Here is a 19,018-nt window from a genome sequence, read left to right on the forward strand (position 1 = left end):
TCGCTCCTTATTTGGTTGTTATTGTACATTTTCTCTATACAAAACCATGCCTGCATGATACAAAACGCCGTTCCTGAAGTCTCCATCCGCTGTAAATCCTGTATCATCCACGTATTCTATATGTTTCCCATGAACAACGTAGCGACCCTGATATGCACTTTGCCGATCTCCTCTCGCTTCATCATATCTACCGCAAGGAAGAAGTTCGTGTCTGATATATCCATCCTTCGTGACCCACATCCCCACATACGGGTGTTTTGGTTCCTGTTGGTCACCCATTGAATTGCGTCCCATCGTTTCTCACTCCTCTCTGCTTCAAAAGATTCCGTTGCTTATCTCCATTATGTAGAGGATCAGTCGTTGTACGATAGAAAAATCCCGCAATATTCTTGCCTATTCCTCCAGCGCGTTTTAAAATAATAGTAATAGTGGTTTACAAGGGGGCTGCAATTCATGCTTATCAAAATAAATGAAACGGATACGGGCATCACGGAGCAGCAGCAACAATTGGCTCAACTTATTGAGCATTTCACCCCAAATGATGGGATACATACAACAGCAATTCCATCCCTTGCCTTAATCCGTGCCTCCGAGATCTCACAACCCATATATTCCGTTCATCAGCCTGCCCTCTGCATTGTCGCCCAAGGTTCCAAATTAGTTATACTCGGCCGCGAGAGCTACACCTACGACTTGTCACAATACTTGGTAGCTTCCGTAAACTTGCCTATTTCAGGGCAGGTTGTAAAGGCTACAATCAAACATCCCTATCTATGTATTCGACTCGATTTTGATTCAGGACAGATTTTCGATCTGATTCAGGATACGCCTTCTGCACAACCCAAACCTGACCATTCAACACGAAGAGGACTGTTTGTTAGCTCAACCAAACCTTCCCTTCTTGAAGCTGTGATCCGATTGGTTCGGCTGCTGGATACACCTGAAGACATTCCCGTCCTTGCCCCTATGTTTATCCGCGAGATTCTATATCGTATTATTCAGGATGAACATGGACATTCCATCAAGCAGTTTGCGATTCAGGACAGTCATGCACAGCACATCGCCGAGGTGATCGAAGTCATCCAATCCGATTACGCCAAGCCACTTCGGATTGAGCAACTTGCTGCCATGATCAACATGAGTTCTTCCTCATTACATCATCATTTCAAAGCCATTACCGCCATGAGCCCTTTGCAATTCCAGAAACAAATTCGATTGCATGAAGCCCGGCGAATGCTGCTTGCAGGTTCAACCGATGCCGCAGACGCTGCGTTCCAGGTTGGCTATGAAAGTCCGTCTCAATTCAGCCGGGAGTATGCCCGCATGTATGGTCTCCCTCCCAAAAGCGATATCAAACGACTTCGTCATACACTCGATATTTAAAACTAGAAACAACAAAAAGACCCGCGTCATCATGACGTGGGTTTTCAGTTTTAAATAGGCAGCAGCGCCATCAAGAGAATATGTTCTGTTTTTCAAAAACAGACAACTGGTTCTCCCTGGTAATAGGACATTCATCAGGATACATACTTCGTTTCTCCAACTTCTCATCGATAAAATCAACGACTTGCTGTAGCGAAGCAATCTGTGCTTCAACTTTCTTTCGGTGATTCACCAGCATCTCCCGTTCATCCGGGAAATCTGCGAGATCGGAATCCATGGACATTTGTAAATAAGGCTTCATTTCCTCCAGAGACATTCCTGTTTTTTTCAGGCAAGTGATCAACTTCATCGTATGGATATCCTCCGAGCGATATACCCGATGGCGATTGGCTTTGCGTTCCGCTCGGGGAAGCAACCCAATCTTCTCATAATAACGAATTGTATCTTCCGATAATCCGGCCTGTTCTGACGTTTCTTTAATGGAGAATACTTCTTTCTCGCTCATCATATGGGCCTCCTCCACATTCATTTCTCTCCATATTACAACTTGGAGCTGACTCCAAGTCAAGCATGATCCATTCAATCCCAACACCTCTTGACTTGGAGTCGACTCCAAGTTATAGAATGAGCGCAGCATACAGATTCGTTCTGTAATCCCATTCTATCTGGAGGTATATATGAATATACAAAATCAGGTTCGCACCGCTCTCATCACAGGTTCAACGTCAGGAATTGGTCTTGAACTGACACGCAAGTTACTGGCTGAAGGATGGCAGGTAATCGGCCTCAACCGTTCTGCTTTCCCAGCCGAGGATACCGATATTCAGAACGCCTTACGTTCAGGAGAGCTTCGTTGGGTTCAGGCTAATCTGACCAACTACGACAGTCTGAGAACTGCACTGGATCAGATTAAATCCGATACCGATTCGATCGATGTCTTGTTTAACAATGCGGGTGGCAGCGCTTCGGAGCTTCGTTTCTCTGATCAGGGGCATGAACTGCACTTTGAACTTCAGACGGTAGTCCCTTACATCATCTACATGGAATTAGTGGAGCTATTGCTCAAAGGACAGATGAAAACAGTCGTCAATACTTCCACCACCGCGTTCAGTATGGTCAAACAATTTGATCTAAACATCCTGGAACGTCCAGCTGAATTCAAAAAGCTGTTTGGTCCCTATGCTGTCTCGAAGCTCGCTCTATCTCTGTGGACACGTGAGGTTGCCAAGTCTGCCAAAGCGAATGGCATACAACTGCTAAGCGTAGATCCCGGTGGAAATAATACGCTAAGGGGCAACAAAACATCCGGCCTGCCCTTCTATATCAAACCCATTATGAAATGGTTCTTTCCCCATCCAAGTCATGGCGCTTCATTACTCTACAGTGCGGCTTTATCACCCACCAGACATGAATCCGGTACATTTCTGGTGAAAAATAAAGCGACAGCACTTCGTTTTACAGAGCAAGGCCCTGCTGTTCTCCACCGGGTAAACGAGATTTATGAGCAGCGTTTTCGTACAACGAAGTCTGGAAAGCCCACAACCAACCCATCTTAACCATGATGGATGTTGGGCACTATATTATTAGTGCCTTTCCTCATTGAAGATCATCTTCAATTCGATCTGGAATTCTGCCTTCATTTGATTCGATAACCGGATTCATGGATTTTTCGACTTTCTCACATCCGTATAAAGACGTGACCGCATGCGGTCACGTCTTTATTTTTCGTTTGTCCCTCATATTATCCAGGCCCTGATTCATAGGTGTAAACATAACGATACAATGTCGCGTGTGACATGTTACTGAATCTGGAGGGATTACTTAATGACCAAAGGACAACAACCAAACGAGAAACCAATGCTTATCCCGCAACCCATTCGCAGTGATGGCGCCGGTGGACCTGATTTGGGACCCAGAGATGTTATGAGAGATAGACAGAACCCCGATATGCTGGTACCTCCAGCAACCGATAATGGGTTATTGCCCAATCTGAGAATGTCTTTTTCCGATACCCATATGCAATTGAACCATGGGGGTTGGTCACGTGAGATCACCGTACGGGATCTCCCTATTGCCACTACACTGGCTGGTGTGAACATGAGCCTGACACCCGGAGGTGTACGGGAGTTGCATTGGCATCAGCAATCCGAATGGGCCTATATGATCTGGGGAACGGCAAGAATCACCTCTGTAGATCAGAATGGACGTAATTTTATTGCCGATGTCGGGCCTGGCGATCTCTGGTTTTTCCCCAAAGGTCTTCCCCATTCCATTCAAGGACTGGAGGACGGTTGTGAATTTCTGCTTGTGTTTGATGACGGGTCCTTCTCCGATCTGAATACGTTATCCATATCCGATTGGTTTGCACACACACCACCAGAGGTATTGTCTGTCAATTTCGGCGTACCCGAATCCGCTTTTCAGTCGATGCCGAAGGAACAGGTGTACATTTTCCAAGATACTGTCCCGGGTTCCATCGAGAGCCAGGAAGTTCAATCCCCATACGGTACCGTTCCTCTCACATTCAAACACCGATTGCTGGCCCAAGAACCGCTTATTACACCTGGCGGAAGTGTACGGATTGTCGATTCCACCAACTTCCCCATCTCAACTACCGTTGCAGCCGCCCTCGTTGAGATTCGACCTGGCGCCATGCGTGAGCTGCACTGGCATCCCAATGCGGATGAATGGCAATATTATCTGACAGGACAAGGAAGAATGACAGTGTTTGGAGGCAATGGCATTGCTCGTACCTTTGATTATCGGGCTGGAGATGTCGGATATGTTCCTGTCGCTATGGGACACTATATACAGAATACCGGCACAGACACTTTATGGTTTTTGGAGATATTCCGAAGTGATCGATTCGAGGATGTATCGCTGAATCAGTGGATGGCGTTAACCCCGCGGGATCTGGTCCGTGACAATCTGAATGCGCCGCCCGAGTTACTCGATGCCTTGCGTAAAGTAAAATGGCCTGTCGTTTAATTTAATATGTATATCTATCATTTATGCTGAAATGGGGTAATTGTCAGAGAATCCCACTATATAAGGAGGAATATGAAAGATGAGAGCCGTTACGTTTCAGGGAATAAAGGACATTCAAGTCAAAGAGGTTGAAGATCCCCAACTGCAACAGAAGGATGACATTATCGTTCGTATTACTTCCACAGCTATATGTGGATCCGATTTGCATATTTATCAGGGAGCTCTGCCTGCTGCCAAAGATTATGTTATCGGTCATGAACCGATGGGCATTGTGGAAGAAGTAGGTCCGGAAGTGACACGTGTGAAGAAGGGGGACCGTGTGGTCCTGCCTTTTAACATCGCTTGTGGTGAATGCTTCTATTGCAATCATGACATGGAGAGCCAGTGCGATAATTCCAATGGCAATCCGGATATTCATACAGGTGGTTATTTTGGGTTCACCGAACGCTACGGAAATCACCCCGGAGGTCAGGCAGAATTATTGCGTGTTCCCTTCGGGAACTTCACTCCGTTTGTGATTCCGGAATCCTGTGAACTGGAAGATGAAGCCTTATTGTTCCTGTCCGATGTTCTTCCAACGGCTTACTGGAGCGTCGAGAATGCCGGGGTTAAACCGGGAGATACGGTCACTGTACTCGGTAGTGGACCCATTGGACTGATGACGCAGAAGTTCGCCTGGATGAAAGGTGCCAAACGAGTTATTGCTGTGGATCGCCTGCCCTATCGACTGGAGAAAGCCAAACGTTTGAATGACGCAGAGATCTTTAATTTCGAAGATTACGATGATATGGGTGAGCACATTCGTGAGATTACACAAGGCGGAACCGACGTTGTTATCGACTGTGTAGGTATGGATGGTAAAAAAACCACGCTGGAGGAGATCGGACAGAAGCTAAAACTTCATGGCGGTTCACTGAGTGCGATCGAAATCGGCATGAAAGCAATCCGCAAATTCGGTACACTCCAACTTACGGGTGTATACGGCTCTTCCTACAACATGTTTCCGTTAGGCAACCTGTTTGAACGCAATATCAATCTTAAAATGGGACAAGCTCCTGTTATACATTACATGCCTGAATTGTTCCGCAAAATCACTGCTGGTGAATTTGATCCAACGGAGATCATCTCCCATCGAATTTCACTGGAGAATGCAAGCGATGCGTATCGCATTTTCAACGATCATGAAGACGAGTGCACCAAAGTTATACTAAAACCCTGAACCGTTGCTTTGATTATAAATATGCAAAATAAAACAAGCAGATCTACCTGTTCAAGGTACTCTGCTTGTTTTATTTTATCGACATTCATCCATTAACCCTTTCATAAACTGCTCAGCTAAATCATTTGTTTTACCTAATCAGACATGAGTTGGTTTAATCGCTTGGATATACACACTTTCTCCTTGGAAGCTGTCGAGCTTCCCGTTCGTTGTCACTTCAAAATTAAAAAATTTTCTGATGATGGATGGTGCGCTCAACATGCTCGCTTCAAGTTCCCTTCTCTCCCGTTCCGGCAGTGCTGCACGGTTACACCACTCTTCAAACTTAAAGCGCTTCTGGAAGGAAACCATCGTTTCCATTCGGAAGCCCGCATACTCCAGCATATGAATCCATTCCGTCTTGCGCCATGCTCGAACATGGCTTGCATCTCGGCACTTCTCCACTTCATTGTAAAACTGGTCATTCTCATCACGTTCAGGTGCCACGTTGTCAATGAATAACAACCTTCCACCGGGCTTCATAACTCGTAATGCCTCATGAACAAACGAAGAAACGTCCGGAAAATGGTGAGCAGCGATTCGGCAGGTTACAAGGTCAAAGATATCATCATCAAACGGCAGCTTCTCTGCATCTCCGGCTACAAAATCTACATTACCGTGTCCATTCCCCTGGATAAATGCTTCAGCTGCCTGAAGCATTTCCTCCGTTAGATCGAGGGCTGTCACCCGCTGAACAAGTGGAGCCAAAGCATTAGCAACATGCCCTCCCCCTGTGGCGATATCCAGCACGTTCATATCCGGAGTGGCTTGAGATGAAGCCACGAGCAACGCGAGATCCTCACCTTTGGCATGCCCCGCACTCGTCACGTACTTTCCTGCATTTTTCGCAAACTGCTTCTGCACCTGACTTTTAATTACATCAGACATTCCAATTCCTCCTGCATAAGTTTCATTAGACGAAACATAGTTTCAAAATATAATTATATTTAGTTTACCACACATGAATGTAAAATCTAAATAAGCATTTTACACAAATCCGGAGGCAACTTTCCACTACCTGACGAAAAAGCTGAAATAAAAAACATCCCCCAAGTGAGTTTCACCCAGGAGATGTTTCTTATATTTGTTACTTCACAAGCGTTGGTGACTTCTTCCACAGTCCCAGAATCAGACCGGAGATCACAGAACCAATCGCAACAGCGAGCAGGAACAATAGTGCGTGGTTCGCCAGTGCTGCAACAAAGATCCCGCCGTGCGGAGCTGGTACATTAATGCTCCACAGTTGTGTCAATCCGCCAGCAACAGCGGAACCCAGAATACAAGAAGTTAATACACGCAATGGATCAGCCGCAGCAAATGGAATTGCACCTTCTGTAATGAAAGAGAATCCAAGTACATAGTTAGTCAGGCCGGATTTACGTTCTTGCTCCGTGAATTTGGATTTGAAGAACGTTGTTGCAAGTGCAATCGCCAGAGGAGGCACCATACCGCCTGCCATAACCGCTGCCATCCATGCACCGTCTGTGTTACCACTGGATGTGAATACGCCGATAGCGAACGTATAAGCCGCTTTGTTGAACGGTCCACCCATATCGATGGACATCATACCGCCAAGCAACAAGCCCAACAATACCGCATTACCTGTACCCAAGTTACCAAGTGCATCTACAAGCCATGTGTTCAGGGAACCAAAGATTGGATCAAAGACATAGAAACTGATGGCACCCACGATCAGCAAACCAAATACCGGATACAGCAAGATTGGTTTCAAGCCATCAATCGCTTTTGGCAATCCTTTGAACAACTTACGGAGACCAATAACTACATAACCCGCCAGGAAACCGGCAGCCAAACCACCAAGGAAACCGGCGTTTGAGTTAACCGCCATCAATCCACCGACCATACCAGGCATCAGGGCCGGGCGATCACCAATGCTCATCGCGATAAATCCGGCAAGTACCGGAATCAGGAAGTGGAATGCACCTGTTCCGCCACCGATCGTTTGAAGCAGTTGCACAATCGGATTCTCAGGGCTAGCAAGCTGTTCGAACAAGAAGGAGATTGCTAGCAGGATACCGCCACCTACAACGAATGGCAGCATATGCGAGATACCATTCATCAGATCTTTATAGATTTTGCTACCTACACTGATTTTGCCACCGCTTGCGCCCTCTTCTTTGGCATTTCCGCCTTGGCTGCGATAGATCGGTGCATCACCGTTAACGGCCTTGCGAATCAGCTCTTCGGATTTACGGATTCCATCACTCACCGGTCTTTGCAATACCGGTTTGCCATCGAAACGTGCCATCTCCACATTTTTGTCTGCGGCAACGATAACCCCTTTAGCCCGAGCGATCTCATCAGCAGTCAGAACATTCTGCGCTCCTTCAGAGCCGTTTGTCTCTACGCGAATATTGATGCCCATTTCCTGAGCTTTCTTTTTAAGTGCATCTTCAGCCATAAACGTATGCGCTATACCAGTTGGACAGGCTGTAACCGCAACAACAAAATCTTCCGAATTTGCATTACCTACAATCACACCAGAGGTATTCTGTTGCTGACCAGTAGTAGAAGTGGATGCGACATTTGCTGCTTTTTCAGCTTTTGCTTTTTCTTTGGCTGCTTCCTTCTCCGCTGCTTCTGCCTGTTTGGCATCAAACAATGCACTAACTTCGGCAGGTGTATCTGTACTCATCAATTGTGAGATGAAATCGCTATCAATCAACAACCTGGAAAGAGCTGCAAGCGTACGCAGATGGGTATTACCTGCGCCTTCTGGAGCTGCAATCATGAAGAACACATGAGCTGGCTGATCATCCAACGCTTCAAAATCAAGCCCTTTTCTACTTTTGGCAAATACAACTGTTGGTTCGTTCACCGCTGTTGTTTTGGCATGTGGCATTGCAATTCCGCCACCAATCCCCGTGCTGGACTCAGCTTCTCTTTTATAGATCATTTCCTTGAACAGGACCGGATCATTAATTCGTCCGCTTCGGTTCAGGCTTGCAATTAGTTCATCAATAGCCTCATCTTTGGTTGTGGCTTGCAGGTCCATGATCATCGTTTCCTGGATCATCAAGTCTGTTATTCTCATCTTGGTACACTCCCTTAAGTTCAGTCGGCCTGCATATGCAGGCCTCACTACATTACAATTACAATGAAAACCTTTTATATGGCATTTAGACTAGATTGTCGTAATGGTTACTTGATTGCGCAATTCATCAATCAATTCACGTGTTGCCAGATCATCCGAGAACGCAGTCGCGCTTCCAGATGCAACCCCTGTGCGGAAAGCTTCCAGCAAATCTCCGCTCTGTACATAGGTACCTACGAATCCGCCAATCATGGAGTCACCGGCACCAACCGAGTTTTTCACAATGCCTTTTGGCACATTCGCATGATGAACTTCCGCTTTGGTAATGAATAATGCACCCTCACCTGCCATGGAGATCAACACATGTTTGGCACCGGCTTCCAGCAACTTACGCCCGTATAACACCAGTTCCTCACGAGTATCAATCGTTACACCGAACAGTTCAGCCAGTTCATGATGATTTGGCTTCACCAGCAATGGTGCATGTTCAAGAGCTTCCATTAACGCAGGGCCAGTTGTATCAATCACAAATTCGGCACCCGTTTGCTTGCAGACTTTAATGAGACGATCATAAAAATCCGTTCCAAGTGAAGGCGGTACACTTCCGGAGAGAATGACAATATCTCCTTTTTCCAACGAAGACAATTTGTGAAGCAACTGCTCTGCCTCTTCTGCACTTATTGCAGGTCCAAGACCATTAATCTCTGTCTCTTCTCCATGCTTCAGCTTGATGTTAATGCGAGTATCGTCTGCAATCGTGACAAAGTCTGTCCGAATGTTATCTTCTTGCAACTTGTCATTAATGAAACGTCCAGTAAATCCACCAAGGAAACCGATGGCCGTGTTATCTGCTCCAAGTTGATTCAGTATGCGAGAGACATTAATGCCTTTGCCGCCAGGGAGCTTCAAATCCCGATTCATTCGATTCAATCCGCCAAGCTTCAGCTCATCAATTTCCACGATGTAATCAATGGACGGGTTAAGTGTTATCGTATATATCATCGTTATCCCTCAATTATTTTAGTTTTCTGGGCGATTCCAGGCCGCCAGTGTTCTGGCATCTGCTCGGTAATCAAATCGGCCTCCTCCAAATCAAACAATTTGGCAAAAGTAATTTCCCCTATTTTGCTGGAATCAGCCAGCACATAAGATTTTCCCGACAATTGATGTGCACGCCTTTTAATCAAGGCTTCCTCTGGATCCGGTGTTGTATACCCCATTTCGGGATCAACTCCGTTGCTTCCAAGAAAACATTTATCAAAACGGAAATTATCCATGTTCTGTAATGCGATACTGCCAATGACTGCTTTTGTATGAATTTTCATCATACCTCCAAGCAAATAACTGCGAATACGTTTGCTTACCAAAGCTTCAACATGTGAAAGTCCGTTGGTAACAACCGTTACGTCCTTAGCTTCAATAAAAGGAATCATGGCTAACGTTGTCGTTCCTGCATCCAAATAGATGCATTCGCCATTTTCGATCTCCTGTGCAGCCAAACGGGCAATCGTCGTTTTTTGTTGAATGTTTTTGAACGTTTTTTCTTCCATGCCCGGTTCCAGCGTTTTTTCATTCACCAGTGCGGCACCGCCGTGGATGCGTTTGAGCATCTGACGACTCTCCAAATCAATCAAATCACGCCTAATCGTTGATTCAGAAGCACCCAACACATCAACAAGCTCTTGTAACTTCACAATTCCCTGTAAATGTAAGCGCTCTATAATTGCAGCATATCGTTCTTCAGTCAGCATCTTCATTCCTCCAACTGCTTCTATAGTATCATAATCCACTCAAAAAACAACCACTTTCATTCAAAATAATTTAAAAACATTCAAAAACACGCATCTTTCGACTTATTTCCTTGTCCAATTGTCCCTTTCTCTGACGCCTGAACGCACATCTGATATTTTAGTCCCTATTTTATCGAATGGTGGTAACCTGACTTACTTCATGTTCTTAAAGTTGCAATTCCTTGCCCTTCGTGTCTCCATTAAAAATCCTGCAGCCTCCAGCGCTTGATGCGCGGCGTTGCAGGATTTTGCTTATCATGGGAACTTTATGACGTTTATGAATCTACAAACATTGCATCCGGTTTGGGTTTAAGCCATTTTCCATCTTCATTAATAAAAGCCCCCTTGAAGCGGCCCATCTCCAATTGTTCAATCAGCCTCTCCTCATCCATGGCCAAAATTTCAGCGAGCTGCCCCGAGGTGTAATAATGAGCGGGGTTGTAATCGAGCAGCACAGGAACAGACGTATCATATAGTTCTTTGATCAGATTCTCAAAAGAATGCCGACCCAGGTTCTCCATGTCTCTATAAAACTGCAAATGTTGGGACACCATATTACGGAAAGATTTATTCTCCAGATGCATCCACAACGTATTGCAGGCCTGAACACTCATATGATTTTGTTCCACATCGTAAAATTGAACTTCTTCAATCTTCATGTATTTCTCTTGAAATGCAACGATCTTAATCAAAGGTACATTTCGTTTACGTGACGCTTTCTTCAAATGGGCTCTAAATTGTTCATAGTTCATTTCATTCATCTATTATCCCTGCCTTTAACATGTTCCAACCGACATTTTACAACAAATTAAAGGCAAGTGTAACCTTCATCATATGAAAAACAAAAAAACGTGCAGCAACAGATGCCACACGTTCACAATATTATAGAGTGCGATTACTCAGCGAGGGCACCACTTTTCACCCACGTAGCCGTAAATTCCTGTTCTTCATATGCATAGAATTGTTGCAAAATAACCTCCCGATCATCGAGGAACAACTGATCCGCTATGGCAGAGACTAGTTTCGGCACCGCGCTCTTGGTTCCCGATATTGCCGATGCCGACAGACCACAGCTGGCAAGTGCAGAGTAATTGAATACAAACAGTCCATGCAACTGCTTCTCACCCTGTTCACTCCTGCTTGTCATTGCAAACCCGGAACTCAGGTAAGGATGTGCGTCCAGCAATGCATTGCGATGCTCTGGCGGAGCCTCATAACAGTCCTCCCAGCGCGCGATGTATGGCTCCACAAGCCTCAGCTCAGGACGGAGTGCCGGATCACTGAGAAGACCTGTGCTAATAATTAGAAAATCAAACGTAAATGCTCCCTTTGCCGTGCGCACAATCGCGCCTTGGTCCGTCGCTTCTACACTCAGCCAAGGCGAGTTCAAATGTAGTTCGAATCCTGGCCAAGCTGCCGCACGATTAAACGTATCGTTGGTTGGCGGTTGATTGAATTTGAAGAAATGAGAGATCACTTCATATTTATCAGCAACCGGAAGAGCATGGTATCGCTCAATCATACCGGATTGTTCCATCTGACGAATGGGATTAACACTAGGCAGTTGTTCCCGCCGCACAAATACATGAGCTTCTGCCACACCAGTGGCAAGCGCATAGCTCGCATTATCGAATGCAGAAGCGCCGCCGCCAAGTACAGCAACCCTTTTACCTTTTAACCGATCAAAATCAATCGCTTCCGATGTATGGGCATACCGATCCCGAGGTAATCTATCCGCAATCATGGAAGGTACATGCCACTCTCCGCCCCCTTGTATTCCCGTAGCAAACACTACTTTGCGAGCAAGTATAACATCCATCTGAGTTCCTGCATTGTTCACATGAAGTCGATGTATTCCGTCCTCTATTGGCTCAACCAGTGTCAATTTCACCTCATTAAGCACAGGCAGCTTCAATACTTCCCGATACCAGCGCAAATAATTCATCCAGTCTCCACGCGGGATCTTGTCTACCTCTTCCCAACCTTCGGGCCCAACCTGTGCTTCCCACCATGAGCGAAAGGTTAACGAGGGGATCCCCAGATCGATGGAAGTCAGATGCTTGGGTGTACGCAAAGTAACCATACGCGCATATGTCTCCCAAGGTCCCTCAAGCCCCGATGTATTCTCGTCAATGACTACAATATTGGAGATCCGTTCACGAAGAAGTCCAAATGCCGCCCCTAATCCACTCTGGCCTCCGCCCACAATGACAACATCATAGACATGACCATCCGCATGTTCTCTTGGACGCACCCAATTCGCGCCACCAAATGACAAATAAGCTAGATCTTTCTTCACACGTTCATTCAAAGCCTCCAGACTCATGATTCATCAACCCTTTCGAGATACATATATGAACTAGTCTTTCATTAATTATTTAATGTGAGTTTTTTGTCAGTTATATTGAGAGTTATTGTGCTTTTTGTTTGTTTTTCTGAAATATATTAGCGTTATTATATGAGTTATCAGAGATCATTTGAAGTTCGCGGTAGCTTTATTGTCATCAACACTAAAAATATCTAACATGCTTGTTAATTCGCACGAAATCCGAACTAGATTTTTGATGCAGTTCGTGCTGAACGAATGATTTGCAGAAAAAAAAGACAGACCAAGATGTAACCTTGGTCTGTCTTATTAAAGGAATGCTATTGGCCGGCTTGTTCACGGCGCTGCAATTTTTCATTGGTTAATTTCTCAGGGGTCACATCATGCCCCAGTGGGTCCATAACGGATACTGCCAGCATGGTTGTCAGTACCTGACCTCGAATAGCCTGCAAATATTGTTTTCTAAGCTCCTGCTGCTCGCTTTTTTCTGCTTTTGTCAAGCCCACGCTGCTGCGTTGTTTTCGACTTAATTCATTGATGCGTCCCAAAATAGGAATCATGTAATCCACCTCACTTGTTAGTCCAATTTCCGAAGATATTTCGAATATCTTCAAACTAACTTATTACAACTTTACGAATTTGTCCATAGGCGCAATCCGTTAAGAAGTTTTTAGGTGATCTCATGCACAGACCACACAATGCCATTTGTAGCACCACTGCCCAGATTCAACGTAATCGTCAGCCCGTTTGCAGCATAGAACAGTCCAATCACATCTCCCGCATTCAATGCCACTTCTACCGCCAAAGTAACTGCACCGCTTCCCAGCACTGCCCGCAGTGTTAGTAGTGTAACTGCAATATTGAGTACGGGCAATAAACCACTAACTAGCGTTGTAACTGTCGGTGATGTCCTCTGGACTAGAAAGGCTGGGTTAACTCCAGCACCCAGTGATAGGGCGATCGCTGCGGTCGTTGCATAATTGATCGTGGCCACAATGGAATATCTCCCTGTCACCGGGACCGTATAATTTCCTGTTGTTGCATTGAAGTTGGCATTACCGTAATAAGGACTCGTTGTCGTCCAGTTGGTTAACTGTGCGCTCGTTGCTGTCGAAAGTGTAGCCAGGAAGGCCGAGAACCCTTGTGTTGCAAAATTGGGGCCGGTTGGTCCAGTGGCTCCTGTCAATCCCGTGGCACCTGTTGTTCCTGTAATTCCTGTTGCTCCCGTAGCTCCCGTAGCTCCGGTTGCACTAGTTACACCAGTTATGCCGGTAGCTCCTGTAAGTCCGTTAGCACCAGTTGGTCCAGTCGGGCCGGTTGGACCTGTGATGCCTGTAACCCCAGTAGTTCCAGTAGCTCCGGCAACCCCAGTGACCCCAGTTGCACCTGTAGAACCAGTAGCTCCCGTTATTCCTGTTTCTCCAGTTGCTCCGGTCGCGCCAGTTATACCTGTAACTCCTGCTGAACCAGTACTTCCGGTGGCTCCTGTTACACCCGTGATACCCGTAATTCCTGTTGTGCCTGTGGCTCCTGATACACCTGTGAGCCCTGTAGCCCCAGCTGCTCCGGTCGCGCCGGTCGGTCCCGTTACACCTGTCGTGCCGGTTACGCCTGTTAAACCCGTCTCACCAGTTTGGCCAGTTGTGCCGGTTACGCCAGTAAGTCCCGTAGTTCCCGTAGTTCCAGTAGCCCCGGTGGGTCCCGTCACACCAGTCGTACCTGTAACCCCTGTTAGACCCGTCTCACCAGTTTGGCCAGTTGTGCCGGTGGCACCTGTAATTCCAGTAGCTCCAGTCACACCCGTAATGCCAGTTACGCCGGTCGTGCCGGTTGGTCCTGTTTCACCAGTAATACCCGTTGGACCGGTGGCCCCTGTAGCACCAGTCGTACCTGTGACTCCGGTTGTACCTGTCGTGCCGGTTACTCCAGTAACTCCCGTAGATCCGGTTGCCCCAGTCGTTCCTGCACCCCCTGTTATACCTGTTTCCCCAGTGGCTCCGGTCGCACCGGTTGTACCCGTAACTCCAGTTAAACCAGTCGTGCCTGTTGGTCCTGTGGAACCAGTGGGTCCCGTCTCCCCAGTGCCACCAGTTGCTCCCGTCGCACCGGTACTGCCCGTAAATCCCGTAATACCGGTCGTCCCGGTGGCGCCAGTGATTCCTGTGATACCCGTACTCCCCGATGCTCCTGTTACCCCAGTCAGACCTGACACACCAGTCGTACCGGTTGGTCCCGTTACACCTGTCGTACCTGTAACGCCTGTTACACCCGTTTCTCCTGTAATGCCCGTGTTTCCTGTTGCTCCAGTTAATCCGGTAACTCCAGTTGGACCAGTGATTCCTGTCAGACCTGTTTCCCCTGTGATGCCAGTTGTGCCCGTTACGCCAGTAGCTCCGGTTGTTCCAGTCACACCTGTGATACCCGTAGTTCCGGTTATGCCGGTTATGCCAGTGGCTCCGGTGGGTCCCGATACACCTGTCGTACCGGTTGCGCCTGTTACACCAGTCTCTCCTGTAATGCCCGTGGTTCCTGTTGCTCCAGTAGCCCCGGTGGGTCCCGTCACACCAGTCGTACCTGTGACCCCTGTTAGACCCGTCTCACCAGTTTGGCCAGTTGTGCCGGTGGCGCCTGTAATTCCAGTAGCTCCAGTCACACCCGTAATGCCAGTTACGCCGGTCGTGCCGGTTATTCCTGTTTCACCAGTAATACCCGTTGGACCGGTTTCCCCTGTAACACCTGTAAATCCAGTTACCCCAGTAATTCCAGTAGCACCAGTCGGTCCTGTACTACCTGTCGTTCCCGTGATGCCGGTAACTCCGGTGGGACCCGTACTTCCTGTTACTCCGGTCGATCCAGTGATACCTGTAACTCCGGTTACCCCAGTGATCCCAGTAGCACCAGTCGGTCCAGTCGCACCTGTGATCCCGGTTACACCCGTCTCACCAGTGAAGCCAGTAAGTCCAGTTACTCCCGTAACGCCAGTAACTCCGGTTGATCCTGTCACACCAGTTTGACCAGTAATTCCAGTAGCACCAGTCGGCCCGGTTACGCCAGTTATTCCTGTGGAACCCGTACTCCCCGTTGCTCCTGTAACTCCAGTCGTACCTGTGACTCCGGTTATGCCAGTCGCACCAGTGGCTCCGGTTGGTCCTGTTGTACCTGTCGTGCCGGTAACGCCTGTTACACCAGTCTCTCCTGTAATGCCCGTGGCTCCAGTTAATCCCGTAACACCAGTTGGACCAGTGATTCCTGTTAGACCTGTTTCCCCTGTGATGCCAGTTATGCCAGCTACACCAGTAGCTCCCGTAGTACCCGTACTTCCCGTTGCTCCAGTCGTACCTGTCACTCCTGTTGGACCTGTAGCTCCAGTAGTTCCGGTTGCACCAGTAATTCCTGTGGTTCCTGTTACACCACTAACTCCCGTGATACCCGTTGCCCCAATCGTACCTGTTGGTCCTGTTTCACCAGTAATCCCTGTTAGTCCAGTAGTGCCTGTCGGACCGGTTATACCAATTGTTCCGGTTGCGCCGGTTACTCCTGTGGCACCGGTACTTCCTGTTTCTCCAGTCGCACCCGTAGGACCTGTAATACCAGTTGCACCTGTACCTCCTGTTAGACCCGTCTCTCCAGTGACGCCAGTAGCTCCGGTGGTACCCGTAATCCCCGTCGTTCCGGTGTTTCCTGTAGCACCCGTACTTCCGGCAGCTCCAGTAATTCCTGTTGAGCCACTAACTCCGGTTGCTCCTGTATTTCCCGTCAGACCTGTAGCTCCGGTCTCTCCAGTGAGGCCTGTTGCTCCGGTCACACCAATTGTACCCGTAACGCCAGTTAAGCCAGTCGAACCGGTTGGCCCTGTTTCGCCAGTGACCCCGGTTATGCCAGTAGCTCCCGTATTACCAGTTGAACCAGTAGCCCCGGTGAGTCCTGTCGCGCCAGTTACACCAGCAATTCCTGTTGTGCCACTAACTCCGGTTGCACCTGTAACACCAGTTGTTCCCGTCGTACCCGTAGGACCTGTAATACCAGTTGCACCTGTACCTCCTGTTAGACCCGTCTCTCCAGTGACACCAGTGGCCCCGGTCGCTCCCGTAATTCCCGTCGTTCCGGTTACGCCAGTCACTCCCGAGATACCTGTAATTCCGGTTGCTCCAGTTGCTCCAGTCACCCCAGTCGGTCCCGTCGCTCCTGTCGTGCCTGTGAATCCTGTTAGACCCGTTTCCCCAGTGACACCAGTCAGTCCGGTAGCTCCGGTCACGCCTGTGATACCCGTGGTTCCAGTAAAGCCAGTTAGTCCAGTTGTACCTGTAATCCCTGTGGCTCCGGTCTCACCGGTGATTCCGGTTACCCCTGTTAACCCTGTCGTTCCTGTTGGACCGGTAACTCCCGTTAATCCTGTGAACCCTGTTTCTCCAGTTACACCTGTCGTCCCGGTGTTTCCTGTAGCACCCGTAATTCCGGTAGCTCCGGTAATTCCTGTTGTGCCACTAACCCCGGTTGCACCTGAAATCCCCGTTTCTCCAGTTGCGCCAGTTGATCCCGTCACACCTGTCGGTCCTGTGACCCCTGTTGGACCGGTATCTCCAGTAATTCCAGTTGCACCAGTAATTCCTGTGGCTCCTGTTACACCAGTATTGCCGGTTATGCCAGTAACGCCGGTTGTACCTGTACTTCCCGTTGCCCCTATTGCCCCAGTAGATCCTGTAGCACCTGTAACTCCGGTTGTACCTGTCGTACCTGTAATTCCTATTTCTCCAGTAGCGCCGGTCGGTCCTGTCTCACCTGTCGTGCCGGTGATCCCTGTTAGACCCGTCTCTCCAGTGGCACCGGTATTTCCCGTTACTCCTATATCCCCAGTGAGTCCTGTCACACCAGTCGTACCTGTGACTCCGGTTGTGCCAGTGGCACCAGTTGCTCCGATCGCACCTGTGCTACCTGTAAATCCAGTAATACCTGTTGCACCGGTCACTCCAGTCGTTCCTGTTGTGCCCGCAATTCCAGTAACGCCAGTCAATCCGGTTGTACCTGTTGGTCCTGTTTCACCAGTGAACCCGGTGGGTCCCGTTAGACCAGTCGTACCTGTGACCCCTGTTAGCCCCGTCTCACCAGTACTTCCAGTAGATCCGGTTACACCCGTAATTCCAGTAACTCCCGAAGACCCAATCCCCCCAGTGGCACCAGTTGCGCCGATCGCACCTGTTATCCCTGTCGTGCCGGTTATGCCAGTATTTCCAGTTGGACCAGTACTTCCCGTTGCTCCTATCGCCCCAGTAAATCCTGTAGCGCCTGTAACTCCGGTGATACCTGTTTCTCCAGTAGATCCAGTCAAACCAGTCTCACCGGTTGAGCCGGTCGTACCTGTAATCCCAGTTTCGCCTGTAGTCCCTGTCGGTCCCGTTACACCAGCCGGACCCATAGCTCCTGTAGTACCGGTTATGCCTGTTGATCCAGTAGATCCAGATGGGCCGGTTGTCCCTGTAACACCTGTAATTCCAGTTGCGCCAGTGACTCCTATGGTACCCGTTGATCCAGTAGCCCCGATTGGTCCCGTCACACCAGTCGAACCGGTAATTCCCGCCACTCCAGTCACGCCCGTAATCCCTGTGAATCCAGTAATACCGGTTACTCCAGTCGGTCCTGTTAAGCCCGTTGCTCCAGTAAATCCTGTTTCACCAGTAGATCCTGTTAGTCCCATCACACCAATTCCAGTTGGACCAGTTGCTCCAGTGAACCCGGTAGCCCCAGCTAATCCTGCAACTCCAGTTGGACCTGTAACTCCGGTGCTGCCCGTAAAGCCGGTTATACCTGTATTTCCTGTAGCCCCGGTCATGCCTGTAACACCAAATCCGGTATTTCCAGTTGCGCCGGTTGTTCCTGTGACTCCAGTCGATCCAGTCCCAGTCGCACCTGTAACTCCTGTGCTTCCTGTAGATCCAGTTGCTCCCGCTTCACCCGTTGGACCGGTCTGACCTGTAGATCCTGTAGTTCCAGTCACACCTGTGACTCCAGTTATTCCGGTACTTCCCGTGGTTCCAGTTAATCCGGTCCGTCCTGTTAAATAGGTTGCTCCGCATATGCCGGGATACCCAGGGTCTCCGGTTAACCCAGTAGCACCTGTTGCTCCGGTATATCCTCTCATTCCCCGATAACCCCGTGGGCCGCGAAGGAAAGGAATCCTGTGACTTTTCTTTTTTTTGCATTTACGTCTGCTTTTCTTACAA

14 protein-coding genes are annotated in these 19,018 nt (G+C 48.3%); 4 read left to right on the top strand and 10 right to left on the bottom strand.

Going from position 1 to position 19,018, the window contains the following annotated elements; all coding sequences use genetic code 11:
- Window positions 1–18 precede the first annotated feature (18 nt).
- On the bottom strand, window positions 19–294 hold the full coding sequence (locus BLS69_RS13735) for an Atu4866 domain-containing protein (protein ID WP_218133565.1): 276 nt from the start codon (window positions 292–294) through the stop codon (window positions 19–21).
- A gap of 159 nt (window positions 295–453) precedes the next feature.
- Between BLS69_RS13735 and BLS69_RS13740 the strand changes: the two genes are divergently transcribed.
- Window positions 454–1,383, top strand: coding sequence for an AraC family transcriptional regulator (locus BLS69_RS13740; RefSeq protein ID WP_091032325.1), 930 nt, complete (start codon window positions 454–456; stop codon window positions 1,381–1,383).
- Between the two features lie 70 nt (window positions 1,384–1,453).
- Here the strand turns inward: BLS69_RS13740 and BLS69_RS13745 are convergent, their stop codons facing one another.
- On the bottom strand, window positions 1,454–1,891 hold the full coding sequence (locus BLS69_RS13745) for a MerR family transcriptional regulator (protein WP_091032328.1): 438 nt from the start codon (window positions 1,889–1,891) through the stop codon (window positions 1,454–1,456).
- A 169-nt stretch (window positions 1,892–2,060) separates the two neighbouring features.
- On the opposite strand from BLS69_RS13745, the gene BLS69_RS13750 reads away from it, so the two are divergent.
- From BLS69_RS13750 to BLS69_RS13760, 3 genes are all read left to right on the top strand, one after another.
- A complete protein-coding gene (locus BLS69_RS13750) occupies window positions 2,061–2,939 on the top strand; it encodes an SDR family NAD(P)-dependent oxidoreductase (RefSeq protein ID WP_091032331.1) in 879 nt (292 codons plus the stop codon).
- A 268-nt stretch (window positions 2,940–3,207) separates the two neighbouring features.
- The gene (locus BLS69_RS13755) at window positions 3,208–4,371 is read left to right on the top strand and encodes an oxalate decarboxylase family bicupin (protein WP_091032333.1); all 1,164 of its coding nucleotides are present in this window, start codon (window positions 3,208–3,210) and stop codon (window positions 4,369–4,371) included.
- A 79-nt stretch (window positions 4,372–4,450) separates the two neighbouring features.
- Window positions 4,451–5,590 carry a zinc-dependent alcohol dehydrogenase gene (locus BLS69_RS13760; protein ID WP_091032336.1) on the top strand — a complete coding sequence of 380 codons (1,140 nt, stop codon included), beginning with the start codon at window positions 4,451–4,453 and terminating at the stop codon, window positions 5,588–5,590.
- Between the two features lie 138 nt (window positions 5,591–5,728).
- Here the strand turns inward: BLS69_RS13760 and BLS69_RS13765 are convergent, their stop codons facing one another.
- The 8 genes from BLS69_RS13765 to BLS69_RS32555 all read right to left on the bottom strand — a co-directional run bounded on the left by BLS69_RS13765 (window position 5,729) and on the right by BLS69_RS32555 (window position 18,936).
- The gene (locus tag BLS69_RS13765) at window positions 5,729–6,517 is read right to left on the bottom strand and encodes a class I SAM-dependent methyltransferase (RefSeq protein ID WP_091032339.1); all 789 of its coding nucleotides are present in this window, start codon (window positions 6,515–6,517) and stop codon (window positions 5,729–5,731) included.
- A 199-nt stretch (window positions 6,518–6,716) separates the two neighbouring features.
- The gene (locus BLS69_RS13770; protein WP_091032340.1) at window positions 6,717–8,684 is read right to left on the bottom strand and encodes a PTS fructose transporter subunit IIABC; all 1,968 of its coding nucleotides are present in this window, start codon (window positions 8,682–8,684) and stop codon (window positions 6,717–6,719) included.
- 90 nt (window positions 8,685–8,774) lie between these two features.
- Window positions 8,775–9,686 (bottom strand): 1-phosphofructokinase, encoded by a 912-nt coding sequence (gene pfkB, locus BLS69_RS13775; RefSeq protein WP_091032342.1) that lies wholly within the window; start codon window positions 9,684–9,686, stop codon window positions 8,775–8,777.
- Window positions 9,687–9,688: 2 nt separating this feature from the next.
- Window positions 9,689–10,435: a DeoR/GlpR family DNA-binding transcription regulator gene (locus tag BLS69_RS13780; protein ID WP_017689448.1), complete on the bottom strand. Its 747-nt coding sequence runs from the start codon at window positions 10,433–10,435 to the stop codon at window positions 9,689–9,691.
- 314 nt (window positions 10,436–10,749) lie between these two features.
- The gene (locus BLS69_RS13785; protein WP_091032345.1) at window positions 10,750–11,235 is read right to left on the bottom strand and encodes a hypothetical protein; all 486 of its coding nucleotides are present in this window, start codon (window positions 11,233–11,235) and stop codon (window positions 10,750–10,752) included.
- Window positions 11,236–11,369: 134 nt separating this feature from the next.
- The gene (locus BLS69_RS13790; protein WP_091032347.1) at window positions 11,370–12,800 is read right to left on the bottom strand and encodes an NAD(P)-binding domain-containing protein; all 1,431 of its coding nucleotides are present in this window, start codon (window positions 12,798–12,800) and stop codon (window positions 11,370–11,372) included.
- A gap of 320 nt (window positions 12,801–13,120) precedes the next feature.
- Window positions 13,121–13,360, bottom strand: a complete 240-nt coding sequence (locus BLS69_RS13795; RefSeq protein ID WP_091032349.1) for a DUF896 domain-containing protein — start codon at window positions 13,358–13,360, stop codon at window positions 13,121–13,123.
- Between the two features lie 110 nt (window positions 13,361–13,470).
- Window positions 13,471–18,936: a beta strand repeat-containing protein gene (locus BLS69_RS32555; RefSeq protein WP_256332294.1), complete on the bottom strand. Its 5,466-nt coding sequence runs from the start codon at window positions 18,934–18,936 to the stop codon at window positions 13,471–13,473.
- Window positions 18,937–19,018: the final 82 nt, after the last annotated feature.

The organism is Paenibacillus sp. CF095, assembly GCF_900101225.1.
In the GTDB taxonomy this organism is placed as follows: domain Bacteria; phylum Bacillota; class Bacilli; order Paenibacillales; family Paenibacillaceae; genus Paenibacillus.

Excerpts from the sequence above, each read along its gene's own strand:
- BLS69_RS13780 (WP_017689448.1), bottom strand. The coding sequence starts at position 10,435 with ATGCTGACTGAAGAACGATATGCTGCAATTATAGAGCGCTTACATTTA.
- BLS69_RS32555 (WP_256332294.1), bottom strand. The coding sequence starts at position 18,936 with ATGAGAGGATATACCGGAGCAACAGGTGCTACTGGGTTAACCGGAGAC.
- BLS69_RS13755 (WP_091032333.1), top strand. The coding sequence starts at position 3,208 with ATGACCAAAGGACAACAACCAAACGAGAAACCAATGCTTATCCCGCAA.
- BLS69_RS13745 (WP_091032328.1), bottom strand. The coding sequence starts at position 1,891 with ATGATGAGCGAGAAAGAAGTATTCTCCATTAAAGAAACGTCAGAACAG.
- BLS69_RS13785 (WP_091032345.1), bottom strand. The coding sequence starts at position 11,235 with ATGAATGAAATGAACTATGAACAATTTAGAGCCCATTTGAAGAAAGCG.
- pfkB (WP_091032342.1), bottom strand. The coding sequence starts at position 9,686 with ATGATATATACGATAACACTTAACCCGTCCATTGATTACATCGTGGAA.
- BLS69_RS13735 (WP_218133565.1), bottom strand. The coding sequence starts at position 294 with ATGGGACGCAATTCAATGGGTGACCAACAGGAACCAAAACACCCGTAT.
- BLS69_RS13765 (WP_091032339.1), bottom strand. The coding sequence starts at position 6,517 with ATGTCTGATGTAATTAAAAGTCAGGTGCAGAAGCAGTTTGCGAAAAAT.
- BLS69_RS13750 (WP_091032331.1), top strand. The coding sequence starts at position 2,061 with ATGAATATACAAAATCAGGTTCGCACCGCTCTCATCACAGGTTCAACG.
- BLS69_RS13740 (WP_091032325.1), top strand. The coding sequence starts at position 454 with ATGCTTATCAAAATAAATGAAACGGATACGGGCATCACGGAGCAGCAG.
- BLS69_RS13760 (WP_091032336.1), top strand. The coding sequence starts at position 4,451 with ATGAGAGCCGTTACGTTTCAGGGAATAAAGGACATTCAAGTCAAAGAG.
- BLS69_RS13790 (WP_091032347.1), bottom strand. The coding sequence starts at position 12,800 with ATGAGTCTGGAGGCTTTGAATGAACGTGTGAAGAAAGATCTAGCTTAT.
- BLS69_RS13795 (WP_091032349.1), bottom strand. The coding sequence starts at position 13,360 with ATGATTCCTATTTTGGGACGCATCAATGAATTAAGTCGAAAACAACGC.
- BLS69_RS13770 (WP_091032340.1), bottom strand. The coding sequence starts at position 8,684 with ATGAGAATAACAGACTTGATGATCCAGGAAACGATGATCATGGACCTG.